We start from the raw sequence: 17,287 nt of genomic DNA, 5'->3' as shown, positions 1-17,287 counted from the left end.
CCTCACCCCCGCGCCGTCACGCGCATCCGCAAGCCGTCCTGCGGCCGGAGCGTCACCCGGTGCAGCGGCACTACCGGCCCGGCCTCCGGTGCCCGGTCGAGGCGCACGGCGTGGACGATGTGGGCCAGCACCAACGTCGCCTCCATCACGGAAAAGCTCGCACCGATGCAGACCCGGGGACCCGCCCCGAACGGCAGGTAGGCGTAGCGGTCGATGCGGGCGCGGTTCTCCGGCAGGAAGCGCTCGGGCAGGAAGGCGTCGGGTTCGTCCCACAGCCGGCGATGGCGGTGCAGCACGTAAGGGGCGACCGTCACCAGCGAGCCGCGCGGGATCTTGATCCGCCCGATCCGGTCCTCGGCCAGGGCCTGCCGGCTCATGAACGGCACCGGCGGGAACAGGCGCATCGCCTCCTCAAGGGCCGCCTTGGTGCGGGGCAGGGCGTCCATGCCCGGCGCAGGGTTCTCCGCGAAGGCCGCATCGACCTCGGCCTCCATGGCTTCGCGCGCCGTCTCGTCCTGCGACAGGCAGTAGAGCGTCCAGGTCAGCGCGTTGGCGGTGGTCTCGTGGCCGGCGCCGATGAAGGTGACGAGGTTCGCCCGCACCTCGATGTCGGAGAGGCCGCGGCCGGTCTCCGGGTCCTGTGCCTTGAGCAGCAGGGTGAGGAGATCGTGCGGTGCTGCCCCGCCGGCAGTGACCAGCGCCCGGCGACGCTCGATCAGCTCGTCCACCACCTCGGCGAAGAAACGCAGGGCGGGGCGCGCCTTGAGGCGGCCGATCCGCGGCACCCAATTCGGCATGCCGAACACGTCGAGGGGGTCGATCGGTCCCAGCGCCTCGAAGTAGCGGGTGATGGCGCGCCCGAGCGCGTCGGGCTCCCGCGCCAGGCCGTGGGTGAAGATGGTGCGCTCCAGCACGTCGAGGGTGACGCGCGTCATCTCCAGGGCCGCATCGACGCTCTGGCCGTCCCGGCGTTTCAGGCGGCGGGCGAGACGGGCGGCGGCCTCCGACATCGGCGCCTCGAAGCGAGCGACGTGGCGGGGCGAGAAGATCGGCGCCAGGGTGCGCCGCTGCAACCGCCACTCGTCGCCCTCGGCGGTGAGGAGGCCGTTGCCGAGGCCCGGCGCCAGCACCCGGCGCTGCAGGTCGTCCTTGCGGTAATTGGCGGCATTGTCGACCAGCACGTGGCGGATCGCCGTGGGCTCGCTGATCACCGTGACGCGGCCCAGCGCGCCCTCACCCGTGACGATCGGCCGCTCGAAATGCTCTTCGTACCACGTGGTCAGCGGGTTGGCGCGGGCGGCGCGCAGGAAGCTGAACAGCCCCATCGGTTCGGTGCGCGGGCGCGGCACGACGGGACGGAAGGGGGCGGCCACGGCCGCCGCAGGGGAGGGCATCCGGACTCCTTGAGGGTGGCGCGATTCGAGGCGTGTCAGGGCATCGCGCAATCGCGACTCTTGGCTTAAGTAGGCGCCGTTTCGCACCGCCAAAGAGGCCAAGATGTCGCCGACCGAGAAAGCCACCCGCACGGAATCCGACACGTTCGGGCCGATCGAAGTCCCGGCGGACCGCTACTGGGGTGCCCAGACCCAGCGCTCGATCCAGAATTTCCGCATCGGCACCGAGCGGATGCCGGCCCCCCTCGTCCACGCGCTGGGCCTCGTCAAGCAGGCCGCGGCCCTCGTGAACCGCGATCTCGGCGTGCTGGATCCGAAAGTCGCCGAGGCGATCGCCGCCTCCGCCGCGGAGGTGGTCGAGGGCCAGCACGACGGCGAGTTCCCGCTGGTGGTCTGGCAGACCGGCTCGGGCACCCAGTCGAACATGAACGCCAACGAGGTCATCGGCAGCCTCGCCAACGAGCGCCTGGGCGGGAAGCGCGGCGGCAAGTCGCCGGTGCACCCGAACGACCACGTCAACCGCGGCCAGTCCTCGAACGACGTCTTCCCGACCGCGATGCACATCGCGGTGGCGCGCGAGATCAACGGCCGTCTGATGCCGGCGCTCCAGCACCTGCACGCCGCCCTCGACGCCAAGGCGAAGGAGTTCGGCGAGATCGTCAAGATCGGCCGCACCCACCTGCAGGATGCGACCCCGGTCACGCTGGGCCAGGAATTCTCCGGCTACGCCGCGCAGGTCGCGCTCGGCGGCGCCCGCGTTGGCGCGACGCTGCCGGGCGTGCTGGCGCTGGCGCAGGGCGGCACGGCCGTCGGCACCGGCCTCAACGCGCATCCCGAATTCGCGGAAAAATTCGCCGCCAAGGTGGCGGAACTGACCGGGCTGCCCTTCACCTCGGCCGACAACAAGTTCGAGGCGCTGGCGACCCACGACGCCCTGGTGTTCACGCAAGGCGCGCTCAACGCGCTGGCGAGCGGCCTGTTCAAGATCGCCAACGACATCCGCCTGATGGGCTCTGGCCCGCGTTCCGGCCTTGGCGAGATCTCGCTGCCCGAGAACGAGCCCGGCTCGTCGATCATGCCCGGCAAGGTCAACCCGACCCAGGCCGAGGCGATGACGATGGTGTGCTGCCAGGTCGTCGGCAACGGCACCACGGTGTCCATGGCCGGCAGCCAGGGCCACCTCGAGCTCAACGTCTACAAGCCGGTGATCGCCAACGCGGTGCTGCAATCGGTGCGGCTCCTCGCCGACGCGGCGGTGAGCTTCGCCGACAATTGCGTCGTCGGCATCAAGCCCAACCACGACCGCATCGCCGACCTGATGAGCCGCTCGCTGATGCTCGTCACCGCGCTCGCCCCGACGATCGGCTACGACAAGGCCGCCGAGATCGCCAAGACCGCGCACAAGAACGGCACGACGCTGAAGCAGGAGGCCCTGCGCCTCGGCTACGTCACCGAGGAGCAGTTCGACGCCGTGGTGCGCCCGGAGGACATGCTGGCGCCGAGCGCCGAATAACCGCAAGCTGACATCCGTCCCGCGCAGCTTCTGGCGGCGCGGGGCGTTGTCCCTCGTGGCGGGGGCGCGGAGGATCGGGTCATGGCCGAGATCATCAACCTGAAGCAGGTCCGCAAGGCCCGCGAGCGGGCCGCCAAGGAGGCCCAGGCGGTGGAGAATCGCGTCGTCTTCGGCCGGCCGAAGGCCGCGAAGACCCGGGAGGAGGCCCGCAAGAGCCTGGAGGCCGCCCGGCACGAGGGTCACCGGCTGAAGAACCCCGACACCGACGCATGAGCCTGCCGGAAGGCGGGTTGCTCAAGCGCTCCCTGGTCATCGCGGGCCACCGCACCAGCGTCTCCCTCGAGGCAGCGTTCTGGGAGGCGTTGCGCCAGCTCGCCTCGGCGCGCGGCCTGTCGGTTCAGGCGCTGGTCGGGCGGATCGACGCCGAGCGGGGCGAGCAGAATCTGTCGTCGGCGATCCGGGTGTTCGTTCTGCGGGCGGTGTGGCCGGGACAGGGGACTGCCGAGCCGACAGAAGTCTGACTTTGCGCGACGCTTCCCACAGATTCCGTGTCATTCCGGGGGCGCCCAGCGGAGCCCGGAATCCAGAATTACTGGATGTCCGGTATCAAGCTGAGAGCCTTTCGATTCGTTCTTCCTCACCTGCGGTACTGATCCCGGGCTCCATTGCGCCGTCCCGGGATGACCGGGTGAGCGTAAGGGGCGCTGCCGCGAGATCTCCGGTCGTCTGCCGATCACACCGGCCACGCGAAGGTCGCGAAGCCCGGCTTCTCGACCTCGACCGCCCGCCCGCCGGCGAGCACGGTCTCCCCCGCTGCCAGCGCCTCGCCGAGCCGGTCGATGCGCAGCATCGCCAGCCCGCGCGACCCGGCTCCGCTGCCGGTCTGGCCGAGGCTGCGCTCGCCGGCGGTGACCGGCTCGGCGACCGGGACCGCCGGGCCGTCGCGGTAGATGAGTGGGACGATCCGGGTGCGCGCGGTGCCGCGATGCTGCATCCGCGACACCACCTCCTGGCCGACATAGCAGCCCTTCTTGAAATCGACGCCGCCGAGTTGGTCCATCAGCGCCTCGTGCGGGAAGGCGTCACCGAGGGCGAAGTCGGTCCCGCCCTCCGGCACGCCGAGGCCGATGCGGTGGGCGGCGTAAGCCGCCGCATCGGCATCCGTCGCCGGAGCCTCGTCCTCGGGGAGGTAGAGGCGCCAGCCGAGATCGGCGAGGCGCCCGTCACGAAGGGCGGGGGAGGGGGCTTCTGCACCCCAACCCGCCACCACTGCGAGCGGCAGCACCTCGATCGTCACCTGGGCGCGCAGCCGGTAGAGCGTCAGGCGCTTGACGAGGTCGGTCACCCGGTCACGGGCGACGTCGAGGCGGAAGCCGTCCGGGGCCCGGCTCACCAGGAAATCGAACAGGATCTTGCCCTGCGGGCTGAGCAGTGCGCCGAGCCGGGCTTCCCCCTCCGGCAGCGTCTCGACGTTGCAGGTCAGGAGACCCTGGAGGAAGCTCGACGCGTCGGCGCCGGTGACCGCCACGACGGTGCGGTCCGGCAGGAGGGCGAGGGGCATCGGGGGTCCTTTGCTTGAACCGCGGGCAGGGCTGACATAAGCCGCCTGCGCCCGGCCCTCAATCGCGGCGCACGGGTCAACGCGGATTGCGGACGAGGGGAACCCCGACGATGAGCCAGAGCTTCGACCTCCTCCTGCGCGGCGGCACTGTGGTCAACCACGACGGCGAGGGGCTGGCCGATATCGGCGTGACGGCCGGGCGCGTCGCCGCGATCGGCGACCTGTCGCAGGCCCATGCCGGCCGCACCCTCGATTGCCGCGGCCTCCACCTCCTGCCCGGGGTGATCGACAGCCAGGTCCATTTCCGCGAGCCGGGCCTCGACCACAAGGAGGACCTGGAGACAGGGTCGCGCGCCGCCGTGATGGGGGGCGTCACGACCGTGTTCGAGATGCCGAACACCGTGCCGCAGACCACGAACCCGGAGGCCCTCGACGACAAGCTGAAGCGCGCCCGCCACCGGATGCATTGCGACTTCGCGTTCTGGGTCGGCGGCACGCACGAGAACGCCCGCGACGTGGCCGAGCTGGAGCGCCTGCCGGGAGCGGCCGGGATCAAGGTGTTCATCGGCTCCTCCACCGGCTCGCTCCTCGTCGAGGACGATGCCGGCATCGCCGAGATCCTGAAGCGCACCCGCCGCCGCTCGGCCTTCCACGCCGAGGACGAGGCGATGCTGCGCGAGCGCAAGGGCCTGCGGGTGCCGGGCGATCCGTCCTCCCACCCGGTCTGGCGCTCCCCGGAAGCGGCGCTCAAGGCCACCGAGCGCCTGGTGCGCATCGCCCGCGACACCGGCGCGCGCATCCACATCCTGCACATCTCGACCAAGGAGGAGATGCGCTACCTCGCCGAGCACAAGGATGTCGCGACCTGCGAGCTGACGCCGCATCACCTGACGCTCGATGGCGATGAGGCCTATGCCCGCCTCGGCACCCTCGTCCAGATGAACCCGCCGGTGCGCGACGTGAGCCACCGCGACGGGCTGTGGTGGGGCCTGTCGCAGGGCGTGGCCGACGTGCTCGGCTCCGACCACGCGCCGCACACGCTGGAGGAGAAGCGCAAAGCCTATCCGGACTCGCCCTCGGGCATGACCGGGGTGCAGACCCTGGTGCCGGTGATGCTCGACCACGTCGCTGCCGGGCGACTGTCGCTGCAGCGCTTCGTCGACCTCACCAGCGCCGGACCGAAGCGCATCTTCGGCATCGCCCGGAAAGGGCGGCTGGCGGTGGGCTACGACGCCGACGTGACGGTGGTCGACCTGAAGCGCCGCGAGACCATCACCAACGCCTGGATCGCCTCCAAGTGCGGTTGGACGCCCCATGACGGCCGCGAGGTCACCGGCTGGCCGGTCGGGACGGTGGTGCGGGGTCAGGCGGTGATGTGGGAGGGCAGCCTGACCGAGCCGTCGCGGGGCGAGGCGGTACGGTTCGAGGAGGGGTTCCCGGCGCGGGGGTGAGGCGAGACGGCCAACCCTCCCCCCCCCTCTGCGGGGAGGGTTCATCCCGCGCCTCGCGCGGAGCCTCAATCCATCTTCCACCCTTGGCGCCGACGCACTTCTCGTATAGGAGCGCCCGGAATTGGAGGTCCGGACGCGTCCGCGTGCCGGCCGTTGCCACGTTGGCGGCCCGTGCGGCCGGCCCGGAAGCCCGATGCAGACCGTTCTGATCGTCGTCCACCTGATCATCGTCCTCGCCCTGATCGGCGTGGTGCTGCTGCAGCGCTCCGAGGGCGGCCTCGGCCTCGGCGGCGGGGGCGGCACGCAGGGGTTCATGACCGGCCGCGGCCAGGCCAACGCGCTCACCCGCGCCACCGCGATCCTGGCCGCCCTGTTCTTCGCCACCAGCATGGTCCTGGCGATCATGTCGCACCGGGGCGCCGGCCCGCGCTCGATCTTCGACGGTGCCGGCACCAGGGCCCCCGCAGGCCAGACCGGCGCGCCGCCGGCCGGCAACGTCCTCGACCAGCTGCGTCAGCAGCAGGGCGACGCGCCCGCGACCCAAGGTTCCGCGACACAAGGCTCGACCCAAGGCTCTACCCAAGGCTCCGCGCCGGCCACCCCGACTGCTCCGGCGGTCCCGGCGGCGCCGCAGTCGCGCTGATCCCGCGCGCTCGAGCCAAGCGCGTCCTGAGTCCGGCGGCGCGCCCGCGCCGCCCTCTCTTCCGAAAAATCCTGTGAGTCCGGCCGGCCCCGCCGCCCGGACATGACCCCGTTGAGCTAACGGCGTTTGGCAACCCGGCCACGCCTGTGTATGGAGCGAGTCCCATGACGCGGTATGTTTTCATCACCGGCGGCGTGGTCTCCTCGCTCGGCAAGGGCCTCGCTTCCGCCGCCCTCGCGGCCCTGCTCCAGGCCCGCGGCTACAAGGTCCGCTTGCGCAAGCTGGACCCCTACCTCAACGTCGATCCGGGCACGATGAGCCCGACGCAGCACGGCGAGGTCTTCGTCACCGACGATGGCGCCGAGACCGATCTTGATCTCGGCCATTACGAGCGCTTCACCGGCGTGCCGGCGACGCGGGCCGACAACATCACCACCGGCCGGATCTACCTCGACATCATCACCAAGGAGCGGCGGGGCGATTATCTCGGCGCCACCATCCAGGTGATCCCGCACGTCACCAACGCCATCAAGGAATTCGTCCTCGACGGCAACGAGGCCTACGATTTCGTGCTGGTCGAGATCGGCGGCACCGTCGGTGACATCGAGGGCCTGCCGTTCTTCGAGGCGATCCGCCAGCTCGGCCAGGAATTGCCGCGGGGCACCTGCGCCTACGTCCACCTGACGCTCTTGCCCTACATCCCGTCGGCCGGCGAATTGAAGACCAAGCCGACCCAGCACTCGGTGGCGGAGCTGCGCTCGATCGGCATCCAGCCCGACATCCTGCTCTGCCGCTGCGACCGGGCGATCCCGCGCGAGGAGCGCCGTAAGCTGGCGCAGTTCTGCAACGTGCGCGAATCGGCGGTCATCGAGGCGCGGGACGTCGGCACGATCTACGAGGTGCCGCTGTCCTACAAGGAGGAGGGCCTGGATCGCGAGGTGCTGGCGCATTTCGGCCTCGAGACCGGCCCCGAGCCGAAGCTCGACCGCTGGCGCGACATCGTCGGCCGGATCAAGAGCCCGGAGGGCGAGGTCTCGATCGCCATCGTGGGCAAGTACACCGGCCTCAAGGACGCCTACAAGTCGCTGATCGAGGCGCTGAGCCACGGCGGCATCGCCAACCGGGTCAAGGTCAACCTGGAGTGGATCGAGTCCGAGGTGTTCGAGCGCGAGGACCCGGGCCCGTTCCTGGAGGGCCTCAACGGCATCCTGGTGCCGGGCGGCTTCGGCCAGCGCGGGGCGGAGGGGAAGATCCGCGCTGCCCGCTACGCCCGCGAACGCAAGATCCCGTATTTCGGCATCTGCTTCGGCATGCAGATGGCGGTGGTCGAGGCGGCCCGCTCGCTCGCCGGCATTCCCGACGCCAACTCGACCGAGTTCGGCCCGACGCCGGAGCCCGTGGTCGGCCTCCTCACCGAGTGGATGCGCGGCAACGAGCTCGAGCGCCGGGTGGCTGAGGGCGACCTCGGCGGCACGATGCGGCTCGGCTCCTACACCGCGGCGCTGGCGCCCGATTCCCAGATCGCCAGGATCTACGGCGGCACCCGCATCGCCGAGCGCCACCGCCACCGCTACGAGGTCAACATGGCCTATCGCGAGCGGCTGGAGGCCAACGGCATGCGCTTCGCCGGCCTCTCGCCGGACGGGCTCCTGCCGGAGACCGTCGAGGTGGTGGGCCATCCCTGGTTCATCGGCGTGCAGTTCCACCCGGAGCTGAAGTCGCGGCCGTTCGAGCCGCACCCGCTGTTCCAGAGCTTCGTCGCCGCGGCGATCGAGCAGAGCCGGCTGGTCTGAGCCGCTGACTTGACGATCGGGTCCGGACGGTTCCGTCCGGACCAACATAGGTTGTCGCTGGCGCGCGAAGCGCCGCCTTGCGCCGCCGATCCCTCGCGACAGTCATACCAACCCACGGTATAGGAGCCCCGTCGAGCCGGCCGTCCGGCACCAAGCGGCATCCGGCGTGGAAGAGGCTGATCGGTGATGCGTGAGATACCCCTGGCAGCGATCCGGGCCCGCGCCTACGACATCTGGGAGCGCAACCACCGCCCGGACGGCTACGAGATCCAGTTCTGGCTCCTCGCCGAACGCGAGCTGCGGGCCGAGCTGGACAGTCGGCGCGACACCGCGGCGGACGATCAGGTCGAGAGGCCTTTGGAGGTCCCCGCCGAAAATCCTGCCAAATCTTCTTCGGCCGAGACGGTCGAGGGCTAGAACACCTTTCGGCGAGGCGAGTACTGGTCCGTCGCGACCCTTCGGAACGTCCGCTTCCAGGTTGTCGATGCGGTGGACGCCTCGACCGGGTGAGCGGATTTGTAACGGCCTGCTTTCAACGGGGCCGCGGGCGAGCGGATGATCGGTGGCCGATCGCCGCTGTCTGAATGCGGCCTTTCGATGTCCGTTCTGAACTCTGCTCCTGCGCGCACCCCATCTTGGCCGCGCGCGCAGGGACAATCGTCGTGTGTCATACCCTAGCGTCTTCGCATCGATGCGAAGGCGACCGGCGCATCAGCGCCGGCGCCCGTTCGGGCTTGCCTGACACCATCGAACGCGTCCGTTCGAAGGTGCGGCGGTGTCATAAGAAATTTGACTGATCGCGTCGCGATGCGGATTTCGGCGTCGCGCAGGCGCCGCGCGGGCTGGCGATATGGTCTTCCGAAAGAAATCGTCCGGCTGCGGTATCAGCGAATGCCGCCGCTGGCGGTGATCACCTCGCCGGTCAGCCAGCGGGCGTCATCGGATGCGAGGAACGCCACCACTCCGGCGATATCGTCCGGCTGGCCGGCGCGGCCGAGAGGCGTCTGCGCGACGAGGCCGGCTTCCATATCGGAACCGACGACCCCGGCCGTATGCGTGCCCTCGGTCACCACGAAGCCCGGGCTGACCACGTTCACGCGGATCTTGCGGGGGGCCAGCTCGTTGGCGAGCACGCCCGAGATGGCGTTCACCGCACCCTTGGTCCCCGCATAGGCCGCCGCCGTCGGCGTGTGCACATGAGTGATCGCCGAGGAGATGTTCACGATGCTGCCGCCCTCGCCGAGGTGCTTGGCGGCCGCCTGTGTCGTCAGCAGGAGACCGAGCACGTTGACGTCGAACAGGCGGCGGTAATGGTCCTCGGTCACGTCCTCGAGCGCCGCGAATTCGTAGATGCCGGAATTGTTGACCAGCACGTCGATCCGGCCGAACTGTTTTACCGCCGCCTCGATCACGCCCCGTGCCTCGGGCGCCTTGGTCACGTCGCCCTGCACCGCGACGGCCCTGCCGCCGGCCGAGACGATGGCTGCGACGACGGCGTCGGCCCCCGCCTTGCTGGACGCATAGTTCACCACCACGGCCGCGCCCTCCCTCGCCAAGGCTTTGGCGATGCCGGCACCGATGCCCTTCGATGCGCCGGTCACGACGGCGACCTTGCCCTCAAGCTTCGACATGAGTGCTACTCTCCGACCTGGGCCAGCTCCAGGATGGAGGACATGGTCCCATAGTTCGGAATTTTGGAACTATGGGAGCAGAGTTCAAGACCCCATATGGATGGATGATGAGACCGCTGTTTCACCCTGCCATCGAGGATGTCCGGCCGGAGGCGATCCTGCACGCGCTCGCCGACCCGAGCCGGGCGGCCATCTTCGCCAAGATCATGCGGGCTGGCTGCGTCGAGGCCTGTTCGGCCCTCTCGGCGGTCGGGGACCGGATCATCCCGAAATCATCGTTGTCCAACCATTTCAAGGTGCTGCGCGAAGCCGGACTGATCCGGAGCGAGCGTCACGGCGTGGAGCTGCGCAACTACTCCCGTTGGGCCGAGGTCGAGGCGCGCTTTCCCGGTCTGCTGGCGGGGATCATCAATGCCTACGCCTCGGCCGTCGGCACCGACGCGCGTGCCGCGGACACGGCCGGTCCGCGGTGAGAGCGCCCCCGGCCTCAGGTTCCGAGACGGCATCGATCCCTCGGTGGCGGCCAGGACGGATCGAGGCCGGCATGTCGGGATTCCGACGAAGAGCGGGGCGCCGCCCCCCACTCCGGCGGCCCGTCTCACGGTCGGGCTGATCGGGCTCCGACCCGAGCGCTCCGCCGCTGGCGGGAGCGCTCAACGCGCCGCCAGCCGGGCCCCCGCCCGCAGGAAGCGCTGCGGGTCGACCGGCTCGCCGTCGATCCGGGTCTCGTAATGCAGGTGCGTGCCGGTCGAGCGGCCGGTGGAGCCGACCCTGCCGACCATCTGGCCTGCCGCCACCGCTTGGCCGGACACCACCGTGATCGCTGACAGGTGGGCATAGCGGGTGACGAGGCCGTGGCCGTGATCGATCTCGACCATGTTGCCGTAGCCGCCCGAGTAATCCGCCAGCGTCACCGTGCCGGCGGCGGTGGCCCGCGCCGGGGCGCCAGACTCGCCGCGCAGGTCGATGCCGGTATGGAGGGCGAGGCCGCGGGTGAACGGGTCGGCCCGGTAGCCGAAGGTGCTGGAGAGCCCGCCATCGACCGCCATCGGCCGCCGCACCGGCAACGCGCCGATGATCCGCCGCAAGCTGTCGCGCTCGCCGAGGTCGCGCTGCGCCATGAGGACGGCGCTCTCGAACGGCCCGGACCCGGCCGGCACCAGCGGGCCGCCGATGCCACCGCCGCGGACGGCAGCGAAGCGCCGCGCGTCGAGTCCGGTTTCCGCCATCACCCCGCGCAGGCGCGCCGCCTCGCTGCGGCTGCCCGCGGCGAGGCGACCGACCGCCTGGCTCTGGCGCGCCTCGAGACCGTCGAGGGCGTTGGCGAGGGTCGCCATCCGGCTGGTCACCCCGGGGGAGGGGGCCGGCGCGACGTCCTCCGCATCCGTGCGCAGGCCCAGGGCCTCGGGCGTCGGTTCAGGGACGGGCACCGGAGCGAACGGCATCGCGGAGGGCACGGGCCTGATGTCCCGGGCCGGCCAGCCGCCGGCCGGCCCTCCCATGCCGTCCTCGCCGATCGCACCCGGGGCGCCGCCGGCTTGCTCGGCGAGGCTCGTCAGCATCGCCTGCCGGTTCTCCAGCGCGACCTGCCGTCCGGCGAGGTCGGCGAGTCGCGTCTCGACCCCGTCCTGCTCGAGGAGCTTCTGCGTCGCCACCCGGTCGAGCCGGGCCCGCAGGGCGCTGATCCGCTCCTCGTAGGCGTACTGCATCGCGCCCTGGCGCTCCATGAAACGGGCCAGCGCCTCGTCGCGGAAGACGATGAACCACGTCGCCGCGCTCGCCCACAGGGACAGCACCCCGAAGGCCAGGGCGGCGAGCGCCACGGTCCTGCGGCGCACCATCCAGACCCGGTCCGGGCCGCCGTGCGGGAGCGCGGGCCGCGAGAGGAAGGCCGCGAGAGGGACAGCGAAGGACGAAGGGCGGGGAGGGAGCATCGGGACGGTCCGTAACCTGGGCGGGACCGTCGCGGGTTAAGGTTAAGGATGTTTCAAGGGCATGGACGAAACGGTGTTCTGCGGCAGTGTCGCAGCGGACGTCTCGCAGCATCTCCCCGGCACCACCAGATCAAAAACGAGTCACAATCAAGCGCGGGATCCCCCCTCCCGGGTGGGAGCGGGGTCGGGGTGAGGGTGCGACGGTTTCGAGTTCAGCTCAGTCTGTCCCGCTGCCGGCACGACGGTCGGCGTTTTACATTGAAACGTGTCACCCTTACTTCCGACCCCTGTCGCGCATGGGAGAGGGGAACATCGGTTTACTTGGAAACGTCGTCGCCCACTTCGCCGTCCATGGCGCGCGGCCGGATCGCGCGCCTCACAACGCCCGCGCCGCCGCCAGGACCGCGTCGGCGTGGCCCGGCACCTTCACCTTCTGCCACACCTTGGCGATCGTCCCCTCGCGGTCGATCAGGAACGTCGTGCGCTCGACACCCATGTACTTGCGGCCGTACATGCTCTTCTCGACCCAGACGCCGTAGGCCTCGAGCATCGCCTTCGTCTCGTCCGAGGCCAGGGGGAATTCCAGGCCGTACTTCTCCCGGAACTTGTCGTGGCTCTTCATCGGGTCGGGCGAGACGCCGATCACGGCAGTATCGGCCTCCGCGAAAGCCTGCCGGAGCCCGTTGAAGGCCTGCGCCTCCAGGGTGCAGCCGCTGGTGTCGTCCTTGGGGTAGAAGTACAGAACGGCCTTGCGTCCTTTGAGTCCGGCGAGGCTCAGGGTCTCGCCGCCGGTCGCCGGCAGGGAGAAATCGGGGGCGGGGTCGCCCGGGTTCAGCGCCATCGTGCCTTCCTTTCGGCCGATTGATGGTGTGCCTCTGGGAGAGGCGGGAAGGGCGTCAGCCGTGGGCGAGGGACCGGCCCGGCGCGCCGCCCGACGGATAAGCGGCAGGACGTTACCCTCCGGTCACCGGAGCGGGCAATCATCGGCGGTGGCCTCGCCGCCCGGAGCGTGGCCCTCACGCTCCGGGCACGAGGCCCTTCAAGGGGCGGCGCCCTGCGCAGGGCGCCCGGAGTGGCGACGCACGCGTGACGACAGGCCGAGCGACACCAGGAATGGATCCCGTCACGCAGCCGGGCCGCGAGAACCCGGAGCCTTGCGCGGTGCGGATCAAGGCGGCGCCCCGGTCGCTGCTGCGGACCTGCGTCCGCGGCGTGCTGCTGCTCAAGCTCGCGGCCGTCATCCTCCTGAGCGTGGGCCTCGGCCTCGCCTACCTGCGGCTGGCGAGCGGCCCGGTGAGCTTCTCCTGGCTCGAGCCCCGGGTGGCGGCGGCGATCGCCGAGCGGCTCGGCCCGGGTTGGAGCGCGAGCCTGCACGACAGCGCCATCGAGATCGACCGGGACGGGGCGCTGGCCCTGCGCACCAGCGGCCTCGACATCCGCAATCCGGAGGGCGACCTCGTGGTGCGGGCGCCCCTCGCGGTGGTCGCCATCGACCTGTGGTCGCTCCTCGGCCTCTCGGTCCAGGCCCGCTCGGTCGAGTTCCGCGACCTGCAATTGCGGGCGCTCCTGCATCATGACGGCTCGATCGCCTTCGCGGCCTCCAACGATCCCTCGGAGGTGAAGCCCCACACCCCGCCGGCGGTGGTGGCCGCCCGCGGCACCGTCTCGCCGGTCTCCGCGACCGTGGCGTCGATCCTGAGCCTGGTGCTCGATCCGTCCGGGGTGATCGGCAGCCTCGACCGGGCCCGCCTGACCAATGCCCGCCTGACGCTTCTCGACGAATCCGGGGCCGAGCGCGTGGTCTTCCCGCGGGTCGACGGGCTGTTCAACCGCGATGCGGCGCGGCCCGCCCGGGTGTTCGAGATGCGCATCGTCGGCCCGCACGGGCCCTGGCGCTTCGGCGGCGATGTGGAGCAGGCGTCCGATGGCGGCCGCCACGGCGTGCTCACCCTCGACGACCTGCCGGTCTCCGACCTGCTGCTGCTCTCCGGCCAGTCGCGCCTGCCGCTCACCACCGACCTGAAGCTCTCCGGCCGCGCCCAGGTGGCGATGCACGGCGCGCGCCTCGACGGCATGACGCTGCGGCTCGCCACCAGCGAGGGCAACCTCCTGATCGAGGAGAAGGACTTCAATCCGGTGACGATCGAGGCGGTGACGGTCGACGCCGCCTGGGACGAGGCCCGCCGCGCCCTGAAGGTCGACGCCCTCGATTACCGCGGCGCCGGCAACCGCGTGCGCCTCGCCGGCGAGTGGGTGGCGGGGCCGGACGGCGCCGGGCCACGCTGGACGGCCGCCCTGTCGGGCACCGACGCGGTGCTGCGCGGCGCCGCGCCCGGCGACGCGTCCGTCAAGATCGCCAAGGTCGAGGCCCGCCTCTCCGGCCGCGACGACGGCGTGCAGATCGACGCCCTCACCCTGTCGGGCGATGCCGTGCACGGCACGGTCAGCGGGACCCTCGGCACCCGGGCCGACGAGGGCGGCCTGACCTTGCGCATCACCGCCGACCGCACCGACGGGCGCGCGGCGTTGCGGCTCTGGCCCGAGAACGTCGCGCCGCCGATCCGCAGCTACCTCGTCGACAACATGCGGACGGGGCGGCTCGACAGCCTCGACATCGTGGTCGACATGAGCATGGCCGAGTTCGCCGCCGCCACCCGCGGCGAGCCGATGCCCGACCAGGCGGTGCGGATCGCCTTTGCGGTGAGCGAGGGTGGCCTCACCATCTCCTCCGACGCGCCGCCGCTCTCCCGCGCCCGGGTCGCCGGGCTCGTCACCGGGCGCAACACCGCCATCCGCGGGGCGACCGCCGAGATCCGGATGCCGGACGGTCGCGCCCTCGCCCTTCAGGACGGCTCCTTCGTCATCAAGGACGCGGTGCCGCACGACGTGACCGCGCAGATCGGGCTGCGCCTCACCGGCGGCGCCGACGCCCTGGCCTCGCTGCTCCAGACCAAGCTCTTTCGGTCGCTGTCGGGCACCGAGTTCGACCCCGCGACCTTGCGCGGCCAGGCCGACCTGCGCATCGACTTCCCCCTCTCCCTCGAGGCGGTACCCGACATCGCCGACCTGCCGGTGACCGTGAGCGGAACCCTCACCGATATCGCGGCCGAGCGTATCGTCGGCAAGGAGAAGCTCGAGAACGGCCGCTTCGCGGTCGCCTACGACCGGAACGGGTTCAGCCTGAAGGGCGACGGGCGGCTCGCCGGCGCCCCGCTCAACCTCGACCTGCACCAGCCGAAGGCCGGCGCCCCGGGCGAGGCGGTGGTGACCATGGTCCTCGACGACGCGGCCCGGGCCCGCAAGGGCCTGCCCACGGCGCCCCAGCTCGCCGGGCCGGTGAATGCCCGCTTCGTCGTGCCGGTCGGCCGGCCGGGCAGGAACCCGGTCCGGGTCGAGGCCGACCTCGCCCGGGCGAGCGTCGACGGGCTCCTGCCGGGTTGGATCAAGGCCGCCGGCAGGCCGGGCCGTCTCACCCTGTCCCTCACCGAGACCGGCCAGGGCAGCGATCTGCGCGACATCGCGCTCGATTCCGGCTCGGTCCAGCTGCGCGGCAGCGCCTCGCTCAACGCCGACGGGGGGTTCGAGCGGGCCGACCTCACCAGCCTCAAGCTCTCGCCGGGCGACGACATCCGCGCCCAGGTCGAGCGCGCCGGCAGCGGTTACCGCATCAGCGCCAAGGGCGGCGTCGCCGATGCAAGGCCGTTCCTGCGCGCGATGACCGCACCGCCGCGCAAGGGCGGCAAGGACACCTCCGCCCGCGACATCGAGGCCGATCTCAGCTTCGCGATCCTCACCGGCTTCAACGAGGAGGCGCTGACCAATGCCAGCCTGAAGCTGTCGTTACGCGGCGACGACGTGCGCCAGGCCCGGATCCAGGGCCGCCTGCGCTCGGCCGGGGTCAGCCTGGACGTAGCGAAACCTGACCGCGGCACCCCGCCGGTCCTCAATGCCGAGACCAGCGACGCCGGCGCGGCGCTCCGCTTCCTCGACATCTACAAGCGCATGCAGGGTGGGTTCCTGTCGCTGCAGATGACGATGAACGACGGGCCGCAATCGGGCCTGGTGCAGATCCGCTCCTTCGCCCTGCGCAACGAGCCGGCGCTCGGCCGGATCATGGCCCAGGGCGAGAGCGAGGACCGGCGCAGCGACGCCAACGACGTCGGCTTCGACCGCCTGCGCGCCGCCTTCCAGCGCACCGGCACCCGCGTCGCCTTCGCGGAAGCCGCGATCTCCGGCCCGGCGATGGGCTTTACCCTGGGCGGCTGGATCGACACGGGCAAGGACCGCACCGACGTCTCCGGCACCTTCGTGCCGCTCTACGGCCTCAACAATGTGGTGTCCCAGGTGCCGATCTTCGGGCCACTCCTCGGCGGCGGCCACAACGAGGGCCTGTTCGGCATCAATTTCCGCGTCGCCGGAGCGATGAGCGCCCCCAACATCAGCGTCAACCCCCTCTCGGCGATCGCCCCGGGCTTCCTGCGCAAGCTCTTCGGCGCCGGCGGTGGCGACCCCAACGCATCGCAATCCCAGCGCATGGAGCGCTGACCTCGAAACGCTGATGCGGGAGCGCCGACGAAGGTCCCCGTCAGCGCGGCATTTCGAGGTGGACAGCACCGGGTCGACCCCGTATGACGAAGACGGCCGCGGGCGTAGTTCAGTGGTAGAACGTCAGCTTCCCAAGCTGAATATGCGGGTTCGATTCCCGCCGCCCGCTCCATTATCTCTCAGGCACTTAGCCTGTGGATGGCGTCCCGCCTGAAGCGTGGATACCAGATCGATACCAGTCGCGGCCCCGGAGGCTGGCTGGTATCCACCCCGCCAGCCGCGAATCAGGCGTCTTCACACGATCGTGTGAATTCCCCTACCCGGGGCCGCCGCTAACGCGCTCGTGTGAAAATCAGGGAGCGCATCCGGCGCGACCGTAGGCCCCTCTCATGACGCAGCACCCCCTCCGGTCGAGGGCGGCCGCCGGCCGTGTCACCGTCGCCCTTCTAGGGGAGCGCACGCACTCCGTTAGGACGCCAGTGAATGTCACCTACTCCCGTCACGGGCATTGATGCAGCCATGACGCCCATGCGTCGTTATAGTCGTCGGATGCAACCTAGCCGACCCGGGGGGTACCTTGGCTGACCACACGCTCACGGACGAAGACATTGGGGCCCTCAAGCTCGCGCTTTCCCGGGTCCTGGTGGAGGGAAAGAAGACGTCTGAGCGCATGGGTCGGGTCACCGACGACCCTGCCCTGTACGATCCAGTGCATGACAGCCTCGCCGGCGAAAGACGTCGAGCGGAACGTTTGATGGAGTGACCCTTGACCCTGACCCGGCGAACTGGTCCACACCGAGCGCAAGTTTTTCGGGCATTCTG

14 protein-coding genes and 1 tRNA gene are annotated in these 17,287 nt (G+C 70.7%); 10 read left to right on the top strand and 5 right to left on the bottom strand.

The window, feature by feature from the left end; translation table 11 throughout:
* Window positions 1–2 precede the first annotated feature (2 nt).
* Complete coding sequence (locus MFF64_RS09320) at window positions 3–1,394, bottom strand: cytochrome P450 (protein ID WP_099904267.1); 1,392 nt, start codon at window positions 1,392–1,394, stop codon at window positions 3–5.
* Window positions 1,395–1,497: 103 nt separating this feature from the next.
* Between MFF64_RS09320 and fumC the strand changes: the two genes are divergently transcribed.
* The 3 genes from fumC to MFF64_RS09305 all read left to right on the top strand — a co-directional run bounded on the left by fumC (window position 1,498) and on the right by MFF64_RS09305 (window position 3,428).
* Window positions 1,498–2,907, top strand: coding sequence for a class II fumarate hydratase (fumC, locus tag MFF64_RS09315; RefSeq protein WP_238190538.1), 1,410 nt, complete (start codon window positions 1,498–1,500; stop codon window positions 2,905–2,907).
* An 81-nt stretch (window positions 2,908–2,988) separates the two neighbouring features.
* On the top strand, window positions 2,989–3,180 hold the full coding sequence (locus MFF64_RS09310; RefSeq protein WP_099901538.1) for a DUF4169 family protein: 192 nt from the start codon (window positions 2,989–2,991) through the stop codon (window positions 3,178–3,180).
* On the top strand, window positions 3,177–3,428 hold the full coding sequence (locus MFF64_RS09305; RefSeq protein WP_099901536.1) for a ribbon-helix-helix domain-containing protein: 252 nt from the start codon (window positions 3,177–3,179) through the stop codon (window positions 3,426–3,428). Before MFF64_RS09310 ends, MFF64_RS09305 begins: the two co-directional genes overlap by 4 nt.
* 212 nt (window positions 3,429–3,640) lie before the next feature.
* Here the strand turns inward: MFF64_RS09305 and ygfZ are convergent, their stop codons facing one another.
* Complete coding sequence (gene ygfZ, locus MFF64_RS09300) at window positions 3,641–4,468, bottom strand: CAF17-like 4Fe-4S cluster assembly/insertion protein YgfZ (RefSeq protein WP_238190537.1); 828 nt, start codon at window positions 4,466–4,468, stop codon at window positions 3,641–3,643.
* Window positions 4,469–4,578: 110 nt separating this feature from the next.
* Here ygfZ and MFF64_RS09295 point away from each other — a divergent pair, with 110 nt between their 5' ends.
* The 4 genes from MFF64_RS09295 (at window position 4,579) to MFF64_RS09280 (ending at window position 8,772) form a co-directional block, all read left to right on the top strand.
* Window positions 4,579–5,919 (top strand): dihydroorotase, encoded by a 1,341-nt coding sequence (locus MFF64_RS09295; protein ID WP_238190536.1) that lies wholly within the window; start codon window positions 4,579–4,581, stop codon window positions 5,917–5,919.
* A gap of 193 nt (window positions 5,920–6,112) precedes the next feature.
* Window positions 6,113–6,562, top strand: coding sequence for a preprotein translocase subunit SecG (secG, locus tag MFF64_RS09290; RefSeq protein WP_099907825.1), 450 nt, complete (start codon window positions 6,113–6,115; stop codon window positions 6,560–6,562).
* A 164-nt stretch (window positions 6,563–6,726) separates the two neighbouring features.
* Complete coding sequence (gene pyrG / locus MFF64_RS09285; protein WP_099907827.1) at window positions 6,727–8,355, top strand: CTP synthase; 1,629 nt, start codon at window positions 6,727–6,729, stop codon at window positions 8,353–8,355.
* A gap of 186 nt (window positions 8,356–8,541) precedes the next feature.
* Window positions 8,542–8,772 carry a DUF2934 domain-containing protein gene (locus MFF64_RS09280; protein ID WP_099907829.1) on the top strand — a complete coding sequence of 77 codons (231 nt, stop codon included), beginning with the start codon at window positions 8,542–8,544 and terminating at the stop codon, window positions 8,770–8,772.
* Window positions 8,773–9,239: 467 nt separating this feature from the next.
* Here the strand turns inward: MFF64_RS09280 and MFF64_RS09275 are convergent, their stop codons facing one another.
* Window positions 9,240–9,986 (bottom strand): glucose 1-dehydrogenase, encoded by a 747-nt coding sequence (locus MFF64_RS09275; RefSeq protein WP_099907831.1) that lies wholly within the window; start codon window positions 9,984–9,986, stop codon window positions 9,240–9,242.
* A gap of 107 nt (window positions 9,987–10,093) precedes the next feature.
* Here MFF64_RS09275 and MFF64_RS09270 point away from each other — a divergent pair, with 107 nt between their 5' ends.
* Window positions 10,094–10,459 (top strand): ArsR/SmtB family transcription factor, encoded by a 366-nt coding sequence (locus tag MFF64_RS09270; RefSeq protein ID WP_099907836.1) that lies wholly within the window; start codon window positions 10,094–10,096, stop codon window positions 10,457–10,459.
* Window positions 10,460–10,639: 180 nt separating this feature from the next.
* Here the strand turns inward: MFF64_RS09270 and MFF64_RS37820 are convergent, their stop codons facing one another.
* Together MFF64_RS37820 and MFF64_RS09260 are read right to left on the bottom strand one after the other, a co-directional pair.
* A complete protein-coding gene (locus tag MFF64_RS37820; RefSeq protein ID WP_273557145.1) occupies window positions 10,640–11,920 on the bottom strand; it encodes a M23 family metallopeptidase in 1,281 nt (426 codons plus the stop codon).
* A gap of 376 nt (window positions 11,921–12,296) precedes the next feature.
* Window positions 12,297–12,761 carry a peroxiredoxin gene (locus MFF64_RS09260; protein WP_099907834.1) on the bottom strand — a complete coding sequence of 155 codons (465 nt, stop codon included), beginning with the start codon at window positions 12,759–12,761 and terminating at the stop codon, window positions 12,297–12,299.
* A gap of 272 nt (window positions 12,762–13,033) precedes the next feature.
* Here MFF64_RS09260 and MFF64_RS09255 point away from each other — a divergent pair, with 272 nt between their 5' ends.
* Together MFF64_RS09255 and MFF64_RS09250 are read left to right on the top strand one after the other, a co-directional pair.
* A complete protein-coding gene (locus MFF64_RS09255) occupies window positions 13,034–16,465 on the top strand; it encodes an AsmA-like C-terminal region-containing protein (RefSeq protein WP_238190535.1) in 3,432 nt (1,143 codons plus the stop codon).
* Window positions 16,466–16,563: 98 nt separating this feature from the next.
* Window positions 16,564–16,637, top strand: a tRNA-Gly gene (locus MFF64_RS09250).
* The last annotated feature ends 650 nt before the right edge of the window (window positions 16,638–17,287 follow it).

Origin of the sequence: Methylobacterium frigidaeris (assembly GCF_022179185.1) — a bacterium.
In the GTDB taxonomy this organism is placed as follows: Bacteria; Pseudomonadota; Alphaproteobacteria; order Rhizobiales; family Beijerinckiaceae; genus Methylobacterium; species Methylobacterium frigidaeris.
Note: the sequence above shows the minus strand (reverse complement) of the source record. Positions and strands in the feature narration are given on the sequence as shown.

Excerpts from the sequence above, each read along its gene's own strand:
- MFF64_RS09320 (WP_099904267.1), bottom strand. The coding sequence starts at position 1,394 with ATGCCCTCCCCTGCGGCGGCCGTGGCCGCCCCCTTCCGTCCCGTCGTG.
- fumC (WP_238190538.1), top strand. The coding sequence starts at position 1,498 with ATGTCGCCGACCGAGAAAGCCACCCGCACGGAATCCGACACGTTCGGG.
- MFF64_RS09310 (WP_099901538.1), top strand. The coding sequence starts at position 2,989 with ATGGCCGAGATCATCAACCTGAAGCAGGTCCGCAAGGCCCGCGAGCGG.
- MFF64_RS09305 (WP_099901536.1), top strand. The coding sequence starts at position 3,177 with ATGAGCCTGCCGGAAGGCGGGTTGCTCAAGCGCTCCCTGGTCATCGCG.
- ygfZ (WP_238190537.1), bottom strand. The coding sequence starts at position 4,468 with ATGCCCCTCGCCCTCCTGCCGGACCGCACCGTCGTGGCGGTCACCGGC.
- MFF64_RS09295 (WP_238190536.1), top strand. The coding sequence starts at position 4,579 with ATGAGCCAGAGCTTCGACCTCCTCCTGCGCGGCGGCACTGTGGTCAAC.
- secG (WP_099907825.1), top strand. The coding sequence starts at position 6,113 with ATGCAGACCGTTCTGATCGTCGTCCACCTGATCATCGTCCTCGCCCTG.
- pyrG (WP_099907827.1), top strand. The coding sequence starts at position 6,727 with ATGACGCGGTATGTTTTCATCACCGGCGGCGTGGTCTCCTCGCTCGGC.
- MFF64_RS09280 (WP_099907829.1), top strand. The coding sequence starts at position 8,542 with ATGCGTGAGATACCCCTGGCAGCGATCCGGGCCCGCGCCTACGACATC.
- MFF64_RS09275 (WP_099907831.1), bottom strand. The coding sequence starts at position 9,986 with ATGTCGAAGCTTGAGGGCAAGGTCGCCGTCGTGACCGGCGCATCGAAG.
- MFF64_RS09270 (WP_099907836.1), top strand. The coding sequence starts at position 10,094 with ATGAGACCGCTGTTTCACCCTGCCATCGAGGATGTCCGGCCGGAGGCG.
- MFF64_RS37820 (WP_273557145.1), bottom strand. The coding sequence starts at position 11,920 with ATGCTCCCTCCCCGCCCTTCGTCCTTCGCTGTCCCTCTCGCGGCCTTC.
- MFF64_RS09260 (WP_099907834.1), bottom strand. The coding sequence starts at position 12,761 with ATGGCGCTGAACCCGGGCGACCCCGCCCCCGATTTCTCCCTGCCGGCG.
- MFF64_RS09255 (WP_238190535.1), top strand. The coding sequence starts at position 13,034 with ATGGATCCCGTCACGCAGCCGGGCCGCGAGAACCCGGAGCCTTGCGCG.